This window comes from Micromonospora sp. CA-259024 (genome assembly GCF_050936255.1).
In the GTDB taxonomy this organism is placed as follows: Bacteria; Actinomycetota; Actinomycetes; order Mycobacteriales; family Micromonosporaceae; genus Micromonospora.
This window is the reverse complement of record NZ_JBNJND010000002.1, coordinates 2,066,875-2,085,395: the sequence shown is the minus strand read 5'-3', so window position 1 is coordinate 2,085,395 and position 18,521 is coordinate 2,066,875. Positions and strand designations below refer to the sequence as shown.

15 protein-coding genes are annotated in these 18,521 nt (G+C 71.8%); all 15 read right to left on the bottom strand.

Going from position 1 to position 18,521, the window contains the following annotated elements:
* Positions 1-46: 46 nt before the first annotated feature.
* Entirely contained in the window at positions 47-469 is a 423-nt protein-coding gene (locus ACQEUX_RS29255; RefSeq protein ID WP_433055146.1) for a hypothetical protein, read from the bottom strand.
* A 61-nt stretch (positions 470-530) separates the two neighbouring features.
* Positions 531-971 carry a hypothetical protein gene (locus ACQEUX_RS29250; RefSeq protein ID WP_433055143.1) on the bottom strand — a complete coding sequence of 147 codons (441 nt, stop codon included), beginning with the start codon at positions 969-971 and terminating at the stop codon, positions 531-533.
* Positions 968-2,017: a WxL protein peptidoglycan domain-containing protein gene (locus ACQEUX_RS29245; protein WP_433055140.1), complete on the bottom strand. Its 1,050-nt coding sequence runs from the start codon at positions 2,015-2,017 to the stop codon at positions 968-970. Before ACQEUX_RS29245 ends, ACQEUX_RS29250 begins: the two co-directional genes overlap by 4 nt.
* A 115-nt stretch (positions 2,018-2,132) precedes the next feature.
* Positions 2,133-3,323, bottom strand: a complete 1,191-nt coding sequence (locus tag ACQEUX_RS29240; RefSeq protein WP_433055137.1) for an Ig-like domain repeat protein — start codon at positions 3,321-3,323, stop codon at positions 2,133-2,135.
* 170 nt (positions 3,324-3,493) lie between these two features.
* Complete coding sequence (pstB, locus tag ACQEUX_RS29235) at positions 3,494-4,279, bottom strand: phosphate ABC transporter ATP-binding protein PstB (RefSeq protein WP_433057215.1); 786 nt, start codon at positions 4,277-4,279, stop codon at positions 3,494-3,496.
* A 174-nt stretch (positions 4,280-4,453) separates the two neighbouring features.
* A complete protein-coding gene (locus ACQEUX_RS29230) occupies positions 4,454-5,395 on the bottom strand; it encodes a sortase (protein ID WP_433055134.1) in 942 nt (313 codons plus the stop codon).
* Positions 5,396-5,474: 79 nt separating this feature from the next.
* Entirely contained in the window at positions 5,475-7,436 is a 1,962-nt protein-coding gene (locus ACQEUX_RS29225) for an Ig-like domain repeat protein (protein ID WP_433055131.1), read from the bottom strand.
* Positions 7,437-7,543: 107 nt separating this feature from the next.
* Complete coding sequence (locus tag ACQEUX_RS29220) at positions 7,544-8,713, bottom strand: hypothetical protein (protein WP_433055128.1); 1,170 nt, start codon at positions 8,711-8,713, stop codon at positions 7,544-7,546.
* A gap of 188 nt (positions 8,714-8,901) precedes the next feature.
* Complete coding sequence (locus ACQEUX_RS29215) at positions 8,902-11,511, bottom strand: hypothetical protein (RefSeq protein WP_433055125.1); 2,610 nt, start codon at positions 11,509-11,511, stop codon at positions 8,902-8,904.
* Positions 11,508-13,229, bottom strand: a complete 1,722-nt coding sequence (locus ACQEUX_RS29210; RefSeq protein ID WP_433055122.1) for a phosphate ABC transporter substrate-binding protein PstS — start codon at positions 13,227-13,229, stop codon at positions 11,508-11,510. The genes ACQEUX_RS29215 and ACQEUX_RS29210 overlap by 4 nt, the downstream gene beginning before the upstream one ends.
* 3 nt (positions 13,230-13,232) lie before the next feature.
* Positions 13,233-14,519 (bottom strand): phosphate ABC transporter permease PstA, encoded by a 1,287-nt coding sequence (pstA, locus tag ACQEUX_RS29205; protein ID WP_433055119.1) that lies wholly within the window; start codon positions 14,517-14,519, stop codon positions 13,233-13,235.
* A gap of 10 nt (positions 14,520-14,529) precedes the next feature.
* The gene (gene pstC, locus ACQEUX_RS29200; protein WP_433055116.1) at positions 14,530-15,576 is read right to left on the bottom strand and encodes a phosphate ABC transporter permease subunit PstC; all 1,047 of its coding nucleotides are present in this window, start codon (positions 15,574-15,576) and stop codon (positions 14,530-14,532) included.
* The gene (locus tag ACQEUX_RS29195) at positions 15,576-16,100 is read right to left on the bottom strand and encodes a hypothetical protein (RefSeq protein WP_433055113.1); all 525 of its coding nucleotides are present in this window, start codon (positions 16,098-16,100) and stop codon (positions 15,576-15,578) included. Before ACQEUX_RS29195 ends, pstC begins: the two co-directional genes overlap by 1 nt.
* Before the next feature lie 283 nt (positions 16,101-16,383).
* Positions 16,384-17,145, bottom strand: coding sequence for a hypothetical protein (locus ACQEUX_RS29190; protein ID WP_433055110.1), 762 nt, complete (start codon positions 17,143-17,145; stop codon positions 16,384-16,386).
* Between the two features lie 109 nt (positions 17,146-17,254).
* A complete protein-coding gene (mqnE, locus tag ACQEUX_RS29185) occupies positions 17,255-18,424 on the bottom strand; it encodes an aminofutalosine synthase MqnE (RefSeq protein WP_433055107.1) in 1,170 nt (389 codons plus the stop codon).
* Between the last annotated feature and the right edge of the window lie 97 nt (positions 18,425-18,521).

Genomic DNA, 18,521 nt, shown 5'->3' with positions numbered 1-18,521 from the left:
CGCCGGTGCCGGCGGAAGGGTCGATCCGCCCGGCGGGCGGTCGCGGTCAGCCGGTCCGGCGGGCCAGCCACCGGACGCCCGGGAACCAGATCGTCGCGTACGCCACGGTGAACGCCCCCGCCGCCAACGCGCCGGAGAGCAGCGGCGGCAACCCGGCACCCAGACCCGCGATCAGCAGCCCGACGAACACCCCGACGGCGGCGGCGACCACCGCCGCCACCACCCGGGCCGCGCCGAACTCCCAGGCCCGGAAGTCGTCCCAGAACAGCCAGGCCGGCAGAATCACCGCGAGCCAGCCGTTGGTGTGCCCGAAATCGCCGGCACCGATCGAGGCGAACGCCCAGTCGAACAGCACCAGTGCCAGCACGCCGATGACCAGCCCGGCCAGGCAGACCCCGAGCAGGTCACCCAGGGTACGGATGCGCCCCTCGTCGTCCCGGCGGGGAAACCCGCTCCGCTGCTCACTCATGACGCTAGAAGGGTACGCGAGCTGTGGATCCGGCCCGGCCACGCCCGGCCTACCCGGCAGGTCAGCTGCCCATGCGGGTCAGCCAACGCTCGGCCGTGGCGCGCCGCCGTGCCGCCCAGCGCAGCATCGCGCCGCCGCCGACCAGCACGCCTCCGGCGAGGAGCAGCCCACCCAGGGCGATTCCGGTACGCGGCAGCGTGCCCCCGCCGCCCGGCGCCCCGGTGGTCGGCGCGGCCGGTCCAGGCGTGCCGGTGGGCGACGGCGATGTGGTGGGCGACGGCGAGCCGGTGGGGGACGGACTCCCACCCGGCTTCGGGCCGATGGACACGCCGACCCGCACCGACACCTGACCGCCGCCCGACGGGGTGGGTGTGGCAGCGGCAGCGGCCACGGTCGGGCTGGCCGAGCCGAACGCCAGGACGAGCCCAACGGCTGCCGCCGCCCCGACCGGCCGGAGGCGGACCGGCACAGAGGACGTCGCGGCGCCCCGGGATCCCGTCATCGGCCCGCCCGCTCGTGCTCCCGGGCCGGGGCGGCCGGCTCGTCCGGCAACGTGTCCAGCCGACGGGCCCGCCGTAGCCAGAGCCGGTACGCGACCACGACCAGGACCAGCACCAGCAGCATGAGGAGCGCCCACGGCACCGCGACGGTCGAGCCGGAGCCCTCCAGCGAGGGCAGCGACTCCTTCGGGGTGTCGGCGTTGAGCACCACCGTGGCGGTCAGTGGGCCGGCCGGCAGAACGTGTTCGAACTCCTCGGTCAGCCGGATCTCCGAGTCCGGCAGCACCTCGGGCATCTCGACCAGGTCGCCGGTCGCCAGCCGTACCCCGAACGGGCCGCTGACCTGGACCCGGGCCTTGCCGGAGATCCGGACGTTGCCGGTGTTGGTGATCCGGTAGGTGACCATCATCCGTCCGCCGGGCAGCGGCACCACCGGAGTGTCGTACTCGACCTGCACGGTGCTGACCCCGGCGGCGGGCCGGAGCGGGCCGGCGACCCGCAGGTAGACCCGCGCGCCGATCCGCCGCTCGACGTTCACCCGCTGGCCGTCCGTGCCGACCTGCTCCTCGGTCACCGCGGCGATGATGCCGCCGACGTGGTCACCGGGGGCGGTCCCGGCCGGCACGGCAAGCCGGAACGGCACGTCCGCGCGCTTGCCCGGGGGCAGCGTGGTGGACGCCTTCGGCAGCCGGATCCACGACCCGACCCCGCTGGGGGCCTGGCTGCGGGGCAGCAGGGCGAAGCCGCCGTCCAGCGCGGTGAAGGCGTCGGTCGGGTAGAGGTCCACCGTGATCGGCCTGTCGCCCAGGTTGCTCACCGAGAACCAGTCGGTGATCTGCTCCTTCGGCGACAGCTCGTAGTCGAACTGCTTGCGGCCCTTCGGCCCGCTGGGACTCGACGGCACCAGCGTCCAGGTCGGGTCCTCGGGTGCGGCGGCGGCCGTTGCCGGTGCCAGCACAAGCAGCGTGCCGAGCAGCACGAGCCCGGTGACGAGAAGTGCCCCGACGCGTCGCGCGGAGCCGGTCCAGGGTGCGGGGAGGTCGGTCATACGTCGGCTCCGGGGAAGGTCGGGCTGGCATTGGACACGGCGGAGACGACACGGGTGGGTACCCGCGACGCCTCCGCCGCTGCTCTGCCCGAGCGGGAATGCCCGGGCGGAACGGTCAGGCCAGGGTGAGGGTCAGCGTCGCCGAGTACTCGCCCGGCGGCACGTCGTCCGGGATGGACAGGTTGAGGTTGGCGCCGCAGGTGAAGATGCCAGCACTCGCGGCGGGCGCGGCCGTGCAGAGCGTGCGGGTGTCACCGAGGTCGGCGCCGGCACCGGCCGTCACCGCACCCGAACCGCTGGTCTTGGCGGCGGTGGGGGTCCAGCTGAGCTTGCTGCTGGCGATGGTGTTCGCCCCCAGCGTGAAGTCCTCCAACTGGCCGGTGAGGTTCCAGCCGACGTTGGTGCCCCGCAAGTCGGTCACCGTGGCGGCCGGCAAGGCGCCGGTGGCGGTGCCACCGACGGTGCCGCCGGTCAGCGACGCGGTCGGGTTCGCCACGGCGAGGCTGAACGCGCCGGGGGCGATGTCGGCGATGATCTCGACCGGCGCGGTGATGGCGCCCTGCGCGGCGGTGATCTGGAAGGAGGTCGCCGTCGAGGTGGACGGCTTGTAGGAGCTGGCGTCGGCCGGCGTGAACGCCGCCGACAGGGAGAAGGTGCCCACCGGCAGGGCGGTGGTGGAGAAGGTGGCCGCGCCGCCGGTGACCGGGGCGGTGCCGAGCACCGAGCTGCCCCGACGGAACTCGACCGTGCCCGCGGCGGTGGCCGGGGTGACGGTCGCGGTCAGGGTGACCTCGGTGCCCTGGGAGACAGGGCTGGCCGGGCTGACGGTGAGCGCAGTGGTGGTGTTCTCCGCCACCGGCACCCGCCAGGTGCTGCCGGTGACCTGGATGGAGGTACGGAACTCGTCGGCGTTGCGGCCCTCGGTGAGGCTGTAGCACTCAAGGACGACCCACCACTCGCCGGCGGCGGGAGCACCGCCGAGAGCGGTGGAGAACGAGCGGTTCGGGTTGATGGTGATCGGGGCCTCGTCGAATCCGCCGCCGCCGAGCGCCACGGCCAGGTTCGAGTACGGTCCACCCGGCCGGCCGATGCGCAGGTTGGCGTTCTCGCCGTACCCACTGGGGCACGCGGCGGTCGTCGCGCTGGCGAAGATCGGGGTGTCGGTCACGCTGCCGCTGGTCTGCGACAGGGTGACCTCACCCAGCGAAGCTGCCTGCGCCGGAGCGCTGACCACGACCAGGAGGCCGGCGGAAAGCACGGCGGCGCCGAGAAGGGCACCGGCGCGGGCGAGCACACGCTTGTTCATGAATCACTTCCTCTCGTGAGGGTGAAACCTGGCCCGGTCCACGTGGACCGGCCGGAATCAGGCTCCACAGAGGCCATGTCCCGGCATGTAGGCCAACGTCTCCGCCAAACGTGCGAAAGGCGAATTCTGGGTGCGTGGACGTCAGCCGAAAGGGCAACGGAACTACGCACTTATCCGAAGCGGCCGTTGACGTAGTCATGCGTCCGTTCGTCCTGCGGATTGTCGAACATCGCCTCGGTCGGACCGTGTTCGACGATGACGCCGGGGGTGCCGTGCGAGGCCAGAAAGAATGCGCACCGGTCGGACACCCGCGCGGCCTGCTGCATATTGTGCGTCACAATCACGATCGTCACTTCTGCCGCCAACTCCGCGATCGTCTCCTCGATCCGCCGGGTCGAGGTCGGGTCCAGCGCCGAGCACGGCTCATCCATGAGCAGCACGCGTGGGCGTACGGCGAGCGAGCGGGCGATACAGAGCCGCTGCTGCTGACCACCGGAGAGGGCACCGCCGGGCTGCCGCAGCCGGTCGCGCACCTCCTTCCACAGGCCCGCCTTGGTGAGCGTCTCCTCGACCAGGGCGTCCCTGGTGTTCCGGGAGGCCCGGGTGCCGGTCAGCTTGAGACCGGCGACCACGTTGTCGTAGATGGACATCGTCGGGAACGGATTCGGCTTCTGAAAGACCATGCCGACCTGCCGGCGGGCGTCGGTGATCCGCCGGTCCGGCGCGTACAGGTCATGGCCGTCGAGCAGTACCTCGCCGGCGAGCGACGCCGACTGGACCAGCTCGTGCATCCGGTTGAGGATCCGCAGGAACGTGGACTTCCCGCAGCCGGACGGTCCGATCAGGGCGGTCACCCGACCCGCCGGCATGGTCAACGAGACCCGGTCCAGCACCTTGTGGTCGCCGAACCAGGCGGAGATGGAGCGGGCGTCCAGGGCCGCCAGGTCGCCGGGCACCCCCTGCTGTGGCGGCGCCGGGGGCAGGTCAACCAGGGTGTGTCCGGCGTACGCCCGGTCGCCCACGGCGGCGGGGGCGTGAGCGGCCGGGGCGGGGCTCTCGATGTGCTGCGTCACGGTCCGTCCTTCCATCGTTTCGGGCGGGACCGCCGGCGCCTCGGCGATCCCGGTGGGTCACAGCAGGTTGGGCAGCAGCCGGACGGCCTGGTCGACGGTGGCCGCCCCGAGCGCGAGCAGCACCGGCACGCCGACGATCCAGCTCTGCCAGCGGCCCCAGCGGCTGCGCAGCCAGGTGAGGCCGAGCGCGGCCAGCAGGAGCGCCTGCCCCCAGAGCAGCACCGGCGTCCAGGCGTCCTGGTCGGTGGCCATCGCCTGCTCGGCGGCCGGTAGGGCGGACGCGCCGAACCTCCGGGCCGGAGTGGGCTGGACCGGGCTGGCCAGGGCGGCGTCCACCCGCAGCACGTCGGTCGGCATGAACTCGGTGCCGAGCGCGGTGATCAGGGTGAGTCGGCCCTGCCCGGGCGCTGCGGCAGGAGCCGGGTCACCGGCGCGGCGCAGCCCGGTCACCACGTAGTCGTGGGTGCCCTGCCCGGTGGTCGCGCTGATCGTGTCGCCGGGCACCAGCAGGTCCAGGTCGCGGAACGGGCCGCCGTAGGCGGCCCGCCGGCCCATGATCACGCTGTTGCCGACCTGTCCGGGCAGGACCGTGTCCCGGCGGTGCCCCGGGCCGGACCGCAGCACGCCACCGTCGGTGCCCTCGCGAACCACCGCGCGCAGGCCGACCCGCGGCACACTGAGCACGGCCACCGGCGAGCCGGGCTCGACCAGTCGCTCCGGACCCTCGACGCCGTCGACGAAGTCGGCGCGGAACTGACCCACCGGCGCGGTGCCCCGGGCCAGCTCCGCCCGGAAGTCGGCGAATGCGGTCTGCTGCTCCCGCTCGTAGGTCAGCTGGGAGACCAGGACCAGGTGACAGACCAGGCCGAAGGCGATCGCGGCGAGGATGCTCAGCGCGGTCCCCGGCACCTGGAAGGCCGGGGACGTCGTCCGGCTGGGCGGCCCGGCCGGGTCCGGCTCCGCGCGCGGATCGACCGGTTCGATGGTGACCGTCGACATGCTCTCTCTCCTCGTCCTGGAACCCGGGCCGGGCGGTCCGCCCGGTCGGCGTACCGCCCGCGGGGCGTGACGACGTGGCTCAGGGGGCCGGGGTCTCGTCGTCCGGCCAGACCACCGGCGCGGGCTCGGGGCGTCGTCGGCGGGTGAACAGCACCGTGCCGCTGCCGGCGCCGACCAGTGTCACGCCGGTCAGCCCGATACCGATCAGGGAGAGGCCGGTCGTCGGCAGCCGACCGCCACCGCTCCCGCCGCCACCGCCGGGCTCGTCGCCGTCGCCGTCCCCGTCGCCATCCCCGTCCCCGTCGCCATCCCCGTCGCCGTCGCCATCCCCGTCGCCGTCGCCCACCACCGTGAAGTCGAAGACGACCTGGTAGCCGGCGCCCGCGAGCGTCAGCCGCGCGGCGCCGTCGGCTGCGTCGGCCGGGACGGTCAGGTCGTACGTGACGGTCCCGTCGGCGGCGTTGACAGTCTTCGGATCGGCGCCGGTCAGCGTCAGCGTGACCGACTCGTTGCCGCTGAAGCCCCGGGCGGTGACGGTGACCTTCTGGCCCGGGCTGAGCGTCGGGTTGACGCCCAGCTCGTTGCCGTCGGCGTCGACCACGTCCAGCGCGTCGACCGGTCCCGGCGCGGTGACCTGGATCGTCACCGGAGGCGACGTCGAGGGCGAGAAATCCACCTCGTCCAGCGGGGTGAAGACCGCGGTCAGCGTGTGGCTGCCGGCCACCAGCTGGGTCGTCCTCAGGGTGGCCACCCCGCCGGTGGCCGGTTGAGCGCCGCCGAGGCCGGCCGTACCGTCGCGGAACTGCACGCTGCCCGCCGTGCCGGACGGGGTGACCGTGGCGGTCAGGGTCCGCTCGGTGCCCTGCGGCTTGGAGCCGTCCGGCGTGACCGCCAGGACGACGCTGGTCGGCTGCGGGCTGCCGCTCACGAAACGCTCGCGGGCCGACTCGGCGGGCTGCCAGGTGGTGCCGGCCGCCGGGGTGAAGATCGCCTTCAGGTCGTAAGCGCCCTCCGGCAGGCTGGCGACGGTGATCGTCGCCGCTCCTGCGGTCAGCTCGGCCGCACCGATCGACTCTTCACCGGTGATCTGCCCGGCCGGGTACCGGACGAATGCCACCGACCCGGTCGCGGGCTGCTGGCTGGCCGCCTGCGGCGTAACCGTCGCGGTCAACGCCACAGCGGTGCCGGGCGCCTGCGGACTCGGCTTGTCGGTGGTCAGCGCCACGGTGACCGAACCGGCCGGGACCACGACGAGATCGACCTGAGTCGACGTGGATGGCAGGAACGCGGCCGGGTCGGTCGGTTGGAACGTGGCGGTCAGCCTGTGCGCCCTCTCCGCCTCGGCGCCCGTCGGGCCGGGTAGCTCGGTCGTGGTCAGCACGGCCTTGCCGGCGACCACCGGGACGCTGCCGACGTCGGCCGTCTCCGTCCCGGTGGTCCGCCGGAAGAGCACTGTTCCGGCGACCTCGGGCGACACGGTGGCGGTCAACGCCACGGGCGCACCGGCGTACGCCGTCCCGGTCGGCGCCGTGGTCAGCGTGGTGGTGGTCACCGCGGCGGCGGGGCAGGTGGCCTCCACCGTCCAGATGCTGCCGCAGACCTGGATCGGGGTTTGGAACTCGTCGGCGTTACGACCCTCGGTGAGGCTGTAGCACTCGAGCACGACCCACCACTTGCTCTTGTCGTCGGGCACGCCCTTGATCGCGGTGCTGAAGGACCGGTTCGGGTTGACGGTGACCGGCGCCTCGTCGTACCCGCCGCCGCCGAGCGCGACCGCCAGGTTCGAGTACGGGCCACCCGGCCGGCCGATGCGCAGGTTGGCGTTCTCGCCGTATCCGTCGGGGCAGGCCGCGGTGGTCGCGCTGGTGAACATCGGGGTGTCGGTGACACTGCCGGTGGGCTGGGAGAGGGTGACCGTGCCCAGTGACGCGGCCCGGGCCGGTCCGCTGAAGGTCAGCACCACCCCGGCGACGATCGCGCTCACCGAGAACGCGAGCACCGCTGCCGCCGCCACCAGGCGGGCGAAGCCGGGCCTGCTCATTGCGCCGTCCTCTACTACTCGTCGGCGTCCCACGGACGCCGGTCGGATGGGTGCCTGGCCGGCGGCCCGGGTCCCCACAGGGCACCCGGGCCACCGGCACATGGGGCTCAGCTGCCGAAGCGGAGGTTCGTGTAACCGCAGTTGGCGTCGAGCGGGGAGGCGAGGGTGTTACGGACGCCGAAGCCGAAGAGCTCGACGACCTTGCGCTGGGTGCCACCGTCGTTGACGGTGGCAGTGCACACGGCCGAGCCGGCGCCGACGAACGTGGAGGCGATGGCCGGCACAGCCAGGTCGGCGGTCGGGACCACGTTGTACACGTCCCGGCGGAGCGGGAAATTGATGTTCAGCGTGCCGCTGATGATCGGCTGCTGGACCGCGCCGCCGGTCGGACGGACGCCGGAGAGGGCCGCCTCACCACGCCGGTCGGCCACCGTGACGCCGGTCAGGCTGGCGATCTTCGCCGCGTTGCCCTGGGCGATGAACTGCCCGGCGGAGAAGGGCACCACCCGGGTCGGGTGGCCGGCAAGCGGCGCCCCGTCGTGCTCCTGGGCCCGCTCGATGAGCGGCACGGCCGCGGTGGCCGGGTTGCTGTCGGTGTCGGCGGCGAGGCAGGGGTAGTCACCGAGGTTGATCTCCACCTCGGTGATGCCCACCTTCGAGGACCAGAAGTCCCAGGTACCCGAGCCGGACTGGATCATCACCGGGTTCACCGGGTTGCCCGCGATGGTGGTGTCGAAGCACCGGTAGACCCGCTGCACCTGGGCGAACGACACGTTGACCGGCAGGTCGCCGTTGACGTTGCGGGCCAGGGTCACCGCATCCACCCCGAACGGGATGTAGGTGTAGTTGCCGGTGCTGACCGGAACGCTGCCGCCGCCGTAGCTCGACGAGCGGGCGAAGTCGACGCAGCCCACCACATTGGTGGTGGACCAGAAGCCGGGGCCGCCCTGGCCGATGTCCTCACCCTCGGAGGCGCGCAGCGCCCGACGGCCGTTGCTGGAGCCGTTCGGCCGGGCGAAGTCGCAGTTCGCCGCCCGGGTCTTGACGTTGCCGGTGCCCCGGGCGTCCCAGGAGGCGATGACCTTGTTGCCACCGCTGGTGACCACATTGCCCAGACCGTTCATCACGTCCTGGGTGGTGTCCGAGCCGACGCCGGCCAGCGTCCGGTACTCGGTGACGGGTGAAGGGTCGGCCGCGGCGGGCGCGGCCACCAGGCCAACGGCGACCACGGCGGCGAAGCCGACCGCGACCACCTTGCTGATGGACTTGACCTTCATGCTGCTCCCTTTCTACGGGGCATGACATTTCCGCTCACCCGATCGGCGGGCGAGCCGCAGTCATCGTCTCGGCGTCGGACTGTCGGTCGAAACCGCGCGAAGAAAAACGTTTCGGGCGTCCATCTATCGCCAACACGTGGGCCGAATGAACACCATCCGACGATCGAATCCACCGCGATTTTCCGGCCTCATTCCGCGCCGCCCGTCGGCACATTCCGGCTGCCGATCCGGCGCAGCACCGGGCCAGCCACACCGCCGACCAGACCGATCACGAAAAGGACGACCAGCACGTACCGGAGTGCGCCGACCGGGCTGCCGGGGGTCGCGTTTCCGGCCTGATTCACCGAGGGCTGCGGCGACGGCGCACGACCACCGGGTGACGGCGGGGCACCGGCGCTGGGTACGACTCCAGGCAACGGCGCCGCCGGGGTCGGCGCCGGAGGGACTGCCGCCGGCGGCCCGCTGCCACCCGACGGGGCGGCGGACGACGCAGCGGGCGCGGGCAGGTCCACCTCCAGCAGGGCGGCGGCGGCCTCGGTGCGCTGCCGCAACTCCTGCGGTAGCGGTACGTAGCCGTCGGGGAGCATGCCCAAGGCCTGACCTGGGCGCTGCCCCTTGTCGGCCGCGTACCGCAACAACCCGGCATAGTCCCGCCGCACGGCAGCCGGCTCCGTCCGGTCGGCGACCGCGTACGTCAACAGCGACAACGGGTACGCACCCGCTGTCGACCAGGCCTTCGCCGGGTCGATCACGGACACCCCCGCCACCGGGCTCGGCTCGGCCGTGCGGGCTGCGGCGATGATCGTGTCGCTGCTCGCGCCTCGGCAGTCGGCGGACGTGTACTTCTCGTCCGCGCCCTGCACCGCCCGGCACAGCTGGGCGGTGAAAAGCCCGTAGCGGGCCGCCGAGGCGGAGTCGGTGACCGACATGGTGAACCGGAACCCCGGCTGTTCGCGGGGCAGCTTTTCGAATCGGGGCGGGGTGACGGTCTGGTTGAGCGCCTGCCCGTACGCGCCGGTGTCGCCGCGCAGAGTCTGCGCCGCGCCGCGCCCGAACCCGCCGGTGTATGGCCGCAGTTCCTGCGAGCACAACTGGTAGATCTCGCCCTGGACCGTCTCGGCGTAGCAGGAGCGGTCGGCCTTGGGGAAGTAGTCCGGGGCGTCACCGGTGAACAGATCCTTGTACGCCGGGTTGATCACCATCTGGCCGTCGGGCGTGCCGCTCAGCCACTCCTTCGCCGACTGGTCGGCGAGCACCCACTGCCAGAGCGCGCGGGCCGCCACCGAGCTGCCGTTGGGCGCCATCAGGCCGTTGAGGGTCACCGACGCCCGCCGGTCCCAGTCGGCGAAAAGCGGGTTGAGGCCGAGGAACTCCGGGTCCTGCTTGATGCTGTCGTAGTTCTTCGCCAACGCGGGGCCGCCGCCACCGGGCACGTCCCGCTGGTACGACTGGGTGAGCAGTTTCGCCACCAGGCGCGGGGTGAGCTTCAGGTCGGTCAGCGCGGTGCCGCGCAGCTCGGCCACCTCCGGCGGCAGTGGCTTGTCGTCCAGGTTGACGTCGATGTTCAAGGCGATGACAAGGCCACTCAACGTGACCGGGGCGTGCACCACCGGTGGGTCGCTGGCGGTGGTGAGCACCGGATCCGAGCTGTAGATCAAGCCTGGTGCGTTCGGCGAGGCGGAGAGGAGCTGACGGGCCGCCTCGTCGTCGCCGATCGGCGAGTAGCTGATCGACGACCCACCCGCCGCCGCGCAGATCGCCGGCCGCCAGGCGACGGCCGCCTCGGCGGCCAACTCGGTGCCGGCGGTGATCCGCTCCGCCCGGTCGCTCGGGCAGTAGCCGGCGACCGGCTCGAACTCGAGGGGTACCACCATCCGGTACTGCCAGTTCGGGACGATCAGTGGCGAGCCCTGTGGTGCATGGGTGGTCGACAGGTCCTCATGGGTGTACGGGTGGTGGTGGCCGCGCGGCACGATCACCAGCCAGCAGGGCCGGGAGGGCTGCACCACACCCTTCGCGTCGGCGTATGGGTCGCCACACCCCAGGTCGGGGGCGAGCGAGGAATTCTGCACCTCGAACGAGATTCGACCGCTGCCGTCCGCCGCGGTCAGCGCGTACGGGTACTCGTTCGTCACGGACTTGTTGAAGTAACCGGACAGCACCTCGTCGGCGTACGCCTCACGCTGGGCTCCCGTCTGCGGGTCGGTGATGACCGGGAACGGATTGGCGGCGCTACCGTCCGGGGTGCGGGGCCGCTCGCAGGAGGTTGCGCCGACCGGGCAGGAGACCGGCCGGAACGGCACCATCTGGGCGTCCTGCGGCAGCGTCTCCTTCGGGTCCTTCGCCGGATAGTCGGGCGCGTCGAAGCGCAGTTCCCGCGAGTTGGCGTTCGCCGCCGCCGCGGCGTTCACGTCGGCCGGCATCCCGGGGGTGTCCACTTTGGCGCCGTACTGGCAGGTCTCCCGGAAGGCCAGACCGTCCGGGTCGCTGACCGCGTGCGGGTCGCCGTAGCACTGCATGACCTGGAGGAAGTCCACCCCCAGCGGGCGATTGCGTGGGGTGGGCGTGCCGCCGGTCCACGTGACCACGACAGCTTGGTTGACCAGGGCCTTGGTCTGCGTGACGGTCACCTTGAGCCCGGTGAAGTCTTCCCCACCCTCGACCTTGCTGCCCGGTACGGTCACGGCGGAGCCGCCGGTGTCCTCGGCGCGAGCCGGGGTGGCGACCGGCGGCACCGGGGCGAGCACCCCGACGACCAGCAGCACGGCCCCGGCGGCCAGCCAACGACGGGGGTTCACCGGTCGGCCCGGTAGTCGTCGCGGCGGCGGCCGTGCAGTGCGTTCGACACCAGTGGCGGACCGACCACCAGGGCGATCAGCAGCAGCGCCGCAAGCAGCATGACGGTGTGCTGCAGGCGCCAGCCACCCTCGCCGTCCAGCGACACCGGCACCGCGGCGACCTGCTCGCCGCCGGCGGCGCCGGCCGCGCCGACGACCTCGCCGGTGTCCGGGTCGATCTGCGGGGCGACGCCCCCGGCGGGAACGCCCGGCCCCCCGGTCGCTTCGGGTCCGCCGGTCGCCGTGTCGCCGCCCGGGGCCGCGCCGCCGGGGGTGCCGGCGCCGGGGGTCCCGCCGCCTGCGCTGTTCCCGCCGCCACCGCACCGGGCGGCCGACAGGACCGGAGTCTCCTGGCGGGCACCGGCGGTGCCGGTGCCGGTCTGGGTGGTGCCCTTCCGGTCGCAGGGCGACGGCTGTGGAGCGCTCTTCGCCAGCGCGTTGCCGCCGTCCGCGGAGACGGTCGGGTTGTTACACCCGCGAAGCGTCTGCGGGATGTTGGTGAGTGGCTCGTGGCCGGGGATCTTCTGGACCTGCCTCAGGCCGGCCTCGACCAAATTGATGGGCAGGGGCGAGTAGCCCAGCACCTCAGCCTGCCGCTGGCCCTCACAGAGGAAGTAGTAGGCGAACTTGCTGAGCGTGAACCCGGCGTCGTTGGTCAGGTTGTACTCGATCTTCGTTGGAATGATCATGTACGAGTACGAGGAGAGCGGATAGGTGCGCGGATCGGTGGAGCGGTAGACGTTGTCCAGGATCTGCGTCAGATAATCCGGCGAGGAGGGGTTGTTGTTGATGTCGGCCCTGGTCAACGCCACCGCCACGTTGCTGGCTGTCGGCTCGACGTAGTAGCCGCCGGCGTTGAGCACCTTGACCACCGGAAACTTCGCGTTGATCGCGTACGAGTACTCGACGTACGTGATCGCGCCTTCGACGTTCTCCTGCCGGACGTAGCCGGACACCCCGTCGGAGCCGGTCGCGCCGACGAAGCCGAGGCCAGCCTGGCGCGGGTAGACCGAGGTGATGCCACACGGCGCCGGCTTGCTGAATTTCGCGCAGTACGCATTCCAGATGGCCGGGTGCTGTTTGCTCATCCAGAGGGTGAACTGGGCGGTGGTGCCGGAGCCGTCCTGTCGGACCACCGGGATGATCGAGCGCGCCGGCAGGCTCAGCCCCGGGTTGTCGGCCTTGATCGCGGGGTCGTTCCACTTCCGGATCACACCCGTGAAGATCTTGGAGATCACCTCACCCGAGAGCCGCAGGTTGGTGACCCGCCGGCCGCCGATCTTCAGGTTGTACATGAACGCCGTTCCGCCGGCGACGATCGGCATGTACGCCGACTGCCGGGAGCCCTTGCTGTCGGTGCCGCTGAAGATGTCCTTCAGCCCGTACGGGATCTCCGAGACACCGAAATGCGCCTTGCCCTCGCGGAACTGCACCCGACCCTGGGTGGACCCGGCGGCCTCGTACTCGACCTGGATGTTGCGAGCCTGGACGTTACGGGCCCAGGCGCTGATCGCGTTCGCACTCCACGTCGAGCCGATCCCGACGATCGGCACCAACCGCCCCGCCGCCGACGCGGGCGGCGCCAGGGTCAGCACCAACGCAACGGTGGCCACGGCGGCGGCGAGCCGCGCCAGGCGGGACGTCGTCGGGCGGCGACGGGGGATCCGCAGTCTGAACATGTCCTACCTCTGGATCGGATGGTCGGGAGAGGAGCCGGTCGCGGCGAGCCGGCTCCGCTCGCGGCGGGCGAAGCGCAGCGCGTCCCGGCGCGAGGCCAGTGCGCGGCGGCGGCGCTGGCCCCGGCTGAGGTGACCGGGAGCCCGGCCGCCGAGCAGCCGGGCCAGCACGAACAGGAGCAGTACCAGGGCCATCAGTACGGCTGCGGCACCGAAGCCGCGGGCGATCATCGTCGCGTCCGGCCGGCGGATCGCGTCGAACACGAACAGCGGCAGGGAAACCTGGTTGGCCTGGATCGGGTTGGCGTTGGTGAACTGGGTGAAGCCCGCGGTGAGCAGCACCGGAGAGGTCTCACCGATGCCCCGGGCGGTGCCCAGGATGATCGCGGTCATCGCCCCGGACCGGGCGGTCGGAAGCACGACGTGCCAGATGGTCCTCCACTGCGACGCGCCCAGCGCCAGGCTGGCCTCCCGCAGCGTGCCGGGCACCAGACGCAGCACCACGTCCGCCGCCCGGATGATGATCGGCAGCATCATCACGCTCAACGCCAGCGCTGCCGCGAAACCGGACTTCTGCCGACCCAGCGCCAGGATCACCGTGGCATAGATGAACAGACCGGCCACGATGGACGGCAAGGCCGTCATCGCCTCCACCACGATTCGAACAAAGCGGCTGAACGCGCCGGGCAGTTCGCTGAGGAACACCGCGCAGAGCAACCCGAGCGGAATGGTGATGGCCAGGGCGATGGCGATCTGCTCCAGTGTGCCGATGATGGCGTGCCGGATACCCCCGGCGCTCAGCGGGTCGAGTGGCCCGGCAGAGCGCATGTCATCGGTGTAGAAGTTCAGGTAGGCAAGCGGTTCACGGCCCCGGTAGAGGGTGAACGCGACCACCACCACGAGCGCCACCAGCATGGTGACAGCCAGGCTGTGCACCAGAACCCCGGCCAGCCGGTCCCGGACCACCGGGCCAGACTCGTCGAGCGAGACCAGGACCAGGTAGAAGGCCAGGAACAGCAGGTACGCCACGACCAGGAAGCCGAGCGTGCCGTCGAACGGGGCGAGCTGGGTGAAGAGCAGCGCCGTCAGGCCCACCGCGGCGACCGCCGCGCCGAGCACCGCGAAGACGTCGGTACGCCGGACCGTGTTGATCGTCCGTCGGCGCTCACCGGTCGCCGGGCTCTCGGGGCGTACCGGGACGGTGGTGACCGGACGGGTCGGCGCGGCGGGCTCCGGCGCGGCCTGCGGCGGCGCGGCCAGGTTCTCGGCGTAGGCGGCGGATCTCGGCGTCACCTGCGGCTCCTCACGCGTCGCTGGCCGCGCCGGAGCGGCTGCGGTTGATGATCAAGCCGGCGCCGAAGTTGACCAGCAGGGTCATCCCGAACAGCACCAGGCCGGCGGCCATCAGGCCGGCGATGCCGACCGGGTTGGATTCCGCGTACCGCAGTGCGATCAGCGACGAGATCGAGCCGCCGCCGATCTGCAGGATGTGCGGCTGGATGACGAAGACGAACGAGATGACCAGGTAGACGCCGATCGTCTCGCCGAGTGCGCGGCCGAGGCCGAGCATCGTGCCGCCGATCATCCCGCCCCGTCCGAACGGGAGCACCACCGAGCGGACCATGCCCCAGCGGGTCGCGCCCAGCGCGAACGCGCCCTCCCGCTCGCCGACCGGCGCCTGGGAGAAGACCTCCCGCATCACCGAGGAGGTGATCGGGGTGACCATCATCGCGACGATGATGCCGGCGATGAAAGTCGAGCTGGTGAGGGAGCTGTTGCTGCCCAGCGGGTCGCGCGGGTCGTAGCCGTCCACCTGGAACAGCGGGAGCCAGCTGAGGTAGGTGGCGAGCCAGCGGGGCAACCCCTCGCCGTGCTCCCCACTCACCAGCAGGTGCGGCTGGAGCAGGTACAAGCCCCAGATGCCGTAGACCACGCTCGGCACCGCCGCCATCAGGTCGACCAGGTTGACCAGCAGCGGGGCGATCCGCCGCGGTGCGTACTCGGAAATGTAGAGCGCGGTGCCGGTGGCCAGCGGCACCGCGAACACGATTGCCACCGCAGCGATCAGCACGGTGCCGACGAGCACGCCCGCGACACCAAAGTTGCCGCCCACCGGGTCCCACTCCTGCGCGGTGAGGAACCGCCAGCCCATGGTGCGCAGGGCGGGCAGGGCCCGCAGCGTGAGGAAGACGCCGACCAGCAGCATGACGGCGAGCACGATGCCGCCGCCCACCCGGATCACTCCCTGGAACAGCAGGTCGGATGGGGTCCGGCGCTGGCGTACCCGGCGCGGGGCGTCGGGCGGCACGGCACGCGGCGCTGCGTCGGACGGCGTTACGACGACGGTCATCAGCTCGCGTCCCGCTTCCACAGGTCGAGCCGGGAGGGCGGCCGGAAAGGCAGGCGCGCCGGCCGGACCAGGGGCGCACCCGCCGCCCCTCCGACGATCGGCGTGGTCGGTTCCGTTGAGCGCCGCCGGTCGCGCCGGACGGAACGGGTGCCGGCGACGACCTCCGCGTACGGGAGCGCCTCGAGGAACCGCCCGAGGTTGTAGTGACACTCCCGGGCCCGCAGGTACGACCGACTGGACAGGGCGACCAGGACGTCCGCCAACTGGATCCGCCAGGTCCACTGGCCGCTCGCCGGGACGGTGCCCTCGTGTGGCACGATCCGGTCCACACTGTCCTGCAGTTCGAGCACCGACTCCCGGCACCGGGCGTAGACCTCGTGGTAGACCGCGCCCCGGCCGAGCGGACGGTTGTTCGGTGACACGAGCATCCACAGGATGCCGTCGATCGTCTGCCCCTGTTGCGGCCCGGGCATAGGCGCGGCGAGGAACACGAACCGTGAACGCTGCACCCTGTTCCCTTTCATCTTCGGCACGCTCACGCGCGCAGGTTGCCGCTTCCCCAGGACTTCCCGCACTGACGTGGATCAGCGTCCGCAGCATCGGTGTCTCGGTACGCAGTCATCCGCTCACGCCAGACGTGCAACATGTGAACAGCGAGTACCGAGGCATCCACCGTTCGGATACGCCAGAGCGCCGACGGGTGGACATGAGATCGTTTCGCACCGATTCGTGGCGGGACCGGAGACGGCGATGGCCGGCCGCGTCCGTCGGGAACGCGGCCGGCCACCGAAGGGGCGAGCGGAACCCTCAGCGGCGGCTGCCAGTCCGGGACGCGCCCGTCCGGCGGGTGGTGAGCCAGGCGGTTCCGACCGCCCCCAGCCCGCCCAGCAGCGCGAGGATCCACCACACGTTGGCCAGGGATGCTCCGCCGATCCCGCTGTTGCCGGTCAGCCGGCGCGGCACATCCGTCTCGGACGTGGGAGCCGGCTCAGCGGCGGAGGCGGCCGGCGTGGACGGGGCGACCGCGGCCGGTGGCGCACCCACGGGAGGCGCCCCGGCCGCACCGGTCGAACCGGGAACCACCAGCGGGCCACCGGCCCGGGGCGTCGCCGGGGGCGCGCCCGCCGGCCGGCCGACCCGCCACTGGCGGCCGGAGACGGTGATCGGGGTGACGAAGCGGTCCGGGTGCACGCCCTGCGTCTCGCTGACGCACTCGACCACGACCCACCACTCGCCGTCGACCGGCGCGCCGCCCAGCGCCGTGGCGAAGGACCGGTTCGGCTGAGCCGCCGCGGCCTGCCGGTCGTACCCGCCAGCGGTCAGCGGCCGGGCCAGGTTGCTGTACGGCCCGCCCGGCGGGCCGACCCGCAGTTGGGCGTTACGGCCGAAGCCGGTCGGGCACGGCGCCGAGGCGGTGGCGCTGGCGAAGACGGGGGTGGCGTCGACGGTCCCACTGGTCACCGAGAGCTGCACCCCGCCGAGCGGGGCGGCCTGGGCCGGCATGGGAAGGGCGAGGCTGGCCGTCAGGGTGAACGCGGCCGCGGCGAGCGCAGATAGTTTTCGAGGCACACCGACGGTCTATGCGTACGGTGGAACCGGCCGGGCACGGCCAGCCGCGCGCCGGACGGCCAGCAGGTGAACACGGGCCGGTGCGACCCGTGCCCACCCAGCGATCAACTCAGGCCCAGACCTGCTGCGGCTCGGCGCGCCGCTCGGCCAGCGACGGGGCCTTGTCGTACTCCCGGACCACGTTGTAGCGGGTGTCCCGCTCGACCGGCTGGAAGCCGGCGTCCCAGATCAGGTGCAGCAGGTCCTCGCGGTGCATGGTGTTCGGGGTGCCGTACGAGTCGGCGTCGTGCGTGATCTTGTATTCGACGACCGAGCCGTCCAGGTCGTCCACACCGAAGTTCAGCGAGAGCTGGGCCACCGACAGCCCGTGCATCACCCAGAAGTTCTTCACGTGCGGCACGTTGTCGAAGAGCAGCCGGGAGACGGCGAACGTCTTCAGCGACTCGGCCGGCGAGGCCATCGTGGTGCGCGCCTGGATCCGGTTACGGATCTTGCCGTCCGCCGAGTCCACGAAGTCGTGCTGGTAGCGCAGCGGGATGAAGACCGCGAAGCCACCGGTCTCGTCCTGCAGCTCACGCAGCCGCAGCACGTGGTCGACCCGGTGCCGGGGCTCCTCGATGTGGCCGTACAGCATCGTCGCCGGGGTCTTCATGCCCTTGCTGTGCGCCAGGGCGTGGATGCGCGACCAGTCCTCCCAGTGGCAGGCGTGGTCGACGATGTGCTGCCGGACCTCCCAGTCGAAGATCTCCGCGCCACCGCCGGTCAGCGACTCCAGGCCGGCGTCCATCAGCTCGTCGAGGATCTCGTCGGCGCTCAGGCCGCTGATCTTCTCGAACCACTGCACCTCGGTCGCCGTGAAGCACTTGAGCTTGACGTTCGGCAGCGCCGCCTTCAGCTCGCGCAGCACCTTCGGGTAGTAACGCCAGGGCAGCGTGGGGTGCAGGCCGTTGACGATGTGCAGCTCGGTGAGCTGCTCACCCTCCATCTCCTTGGCCTTGCGGACCGCCTCGTCGATGCGCATCGTGTACGCGTCCTTCTCGCCCGGCTTGCGCTGGAACGAGCAGTACGCACAGGACGCCGAGCAGACGTTTGTCAGGTTGAGGTGCCGGTTGACGTTGAACATCACCCGGTCGCCGTTGAGCTCGGTGCGCTTGTGGTGGGCGAGCCGCCCCAGCCAGGCAAGGTCGTCGCTGTCGTAGAGGGCGACCCCGTCCTCCCGGGTCAGCCGCTCACCGGCGTACACCTTCGCTTCGAGCTCACGCTTGAGTCCGGCGTCCATGGCACGTCCCTTCCACCTGCGGTCCCGGTCGAGCGTACGTCGGCGGGCCGACGGCCCCGGCGGCACGGTCGGTGGCAGCGACCCACTTCACCAGACT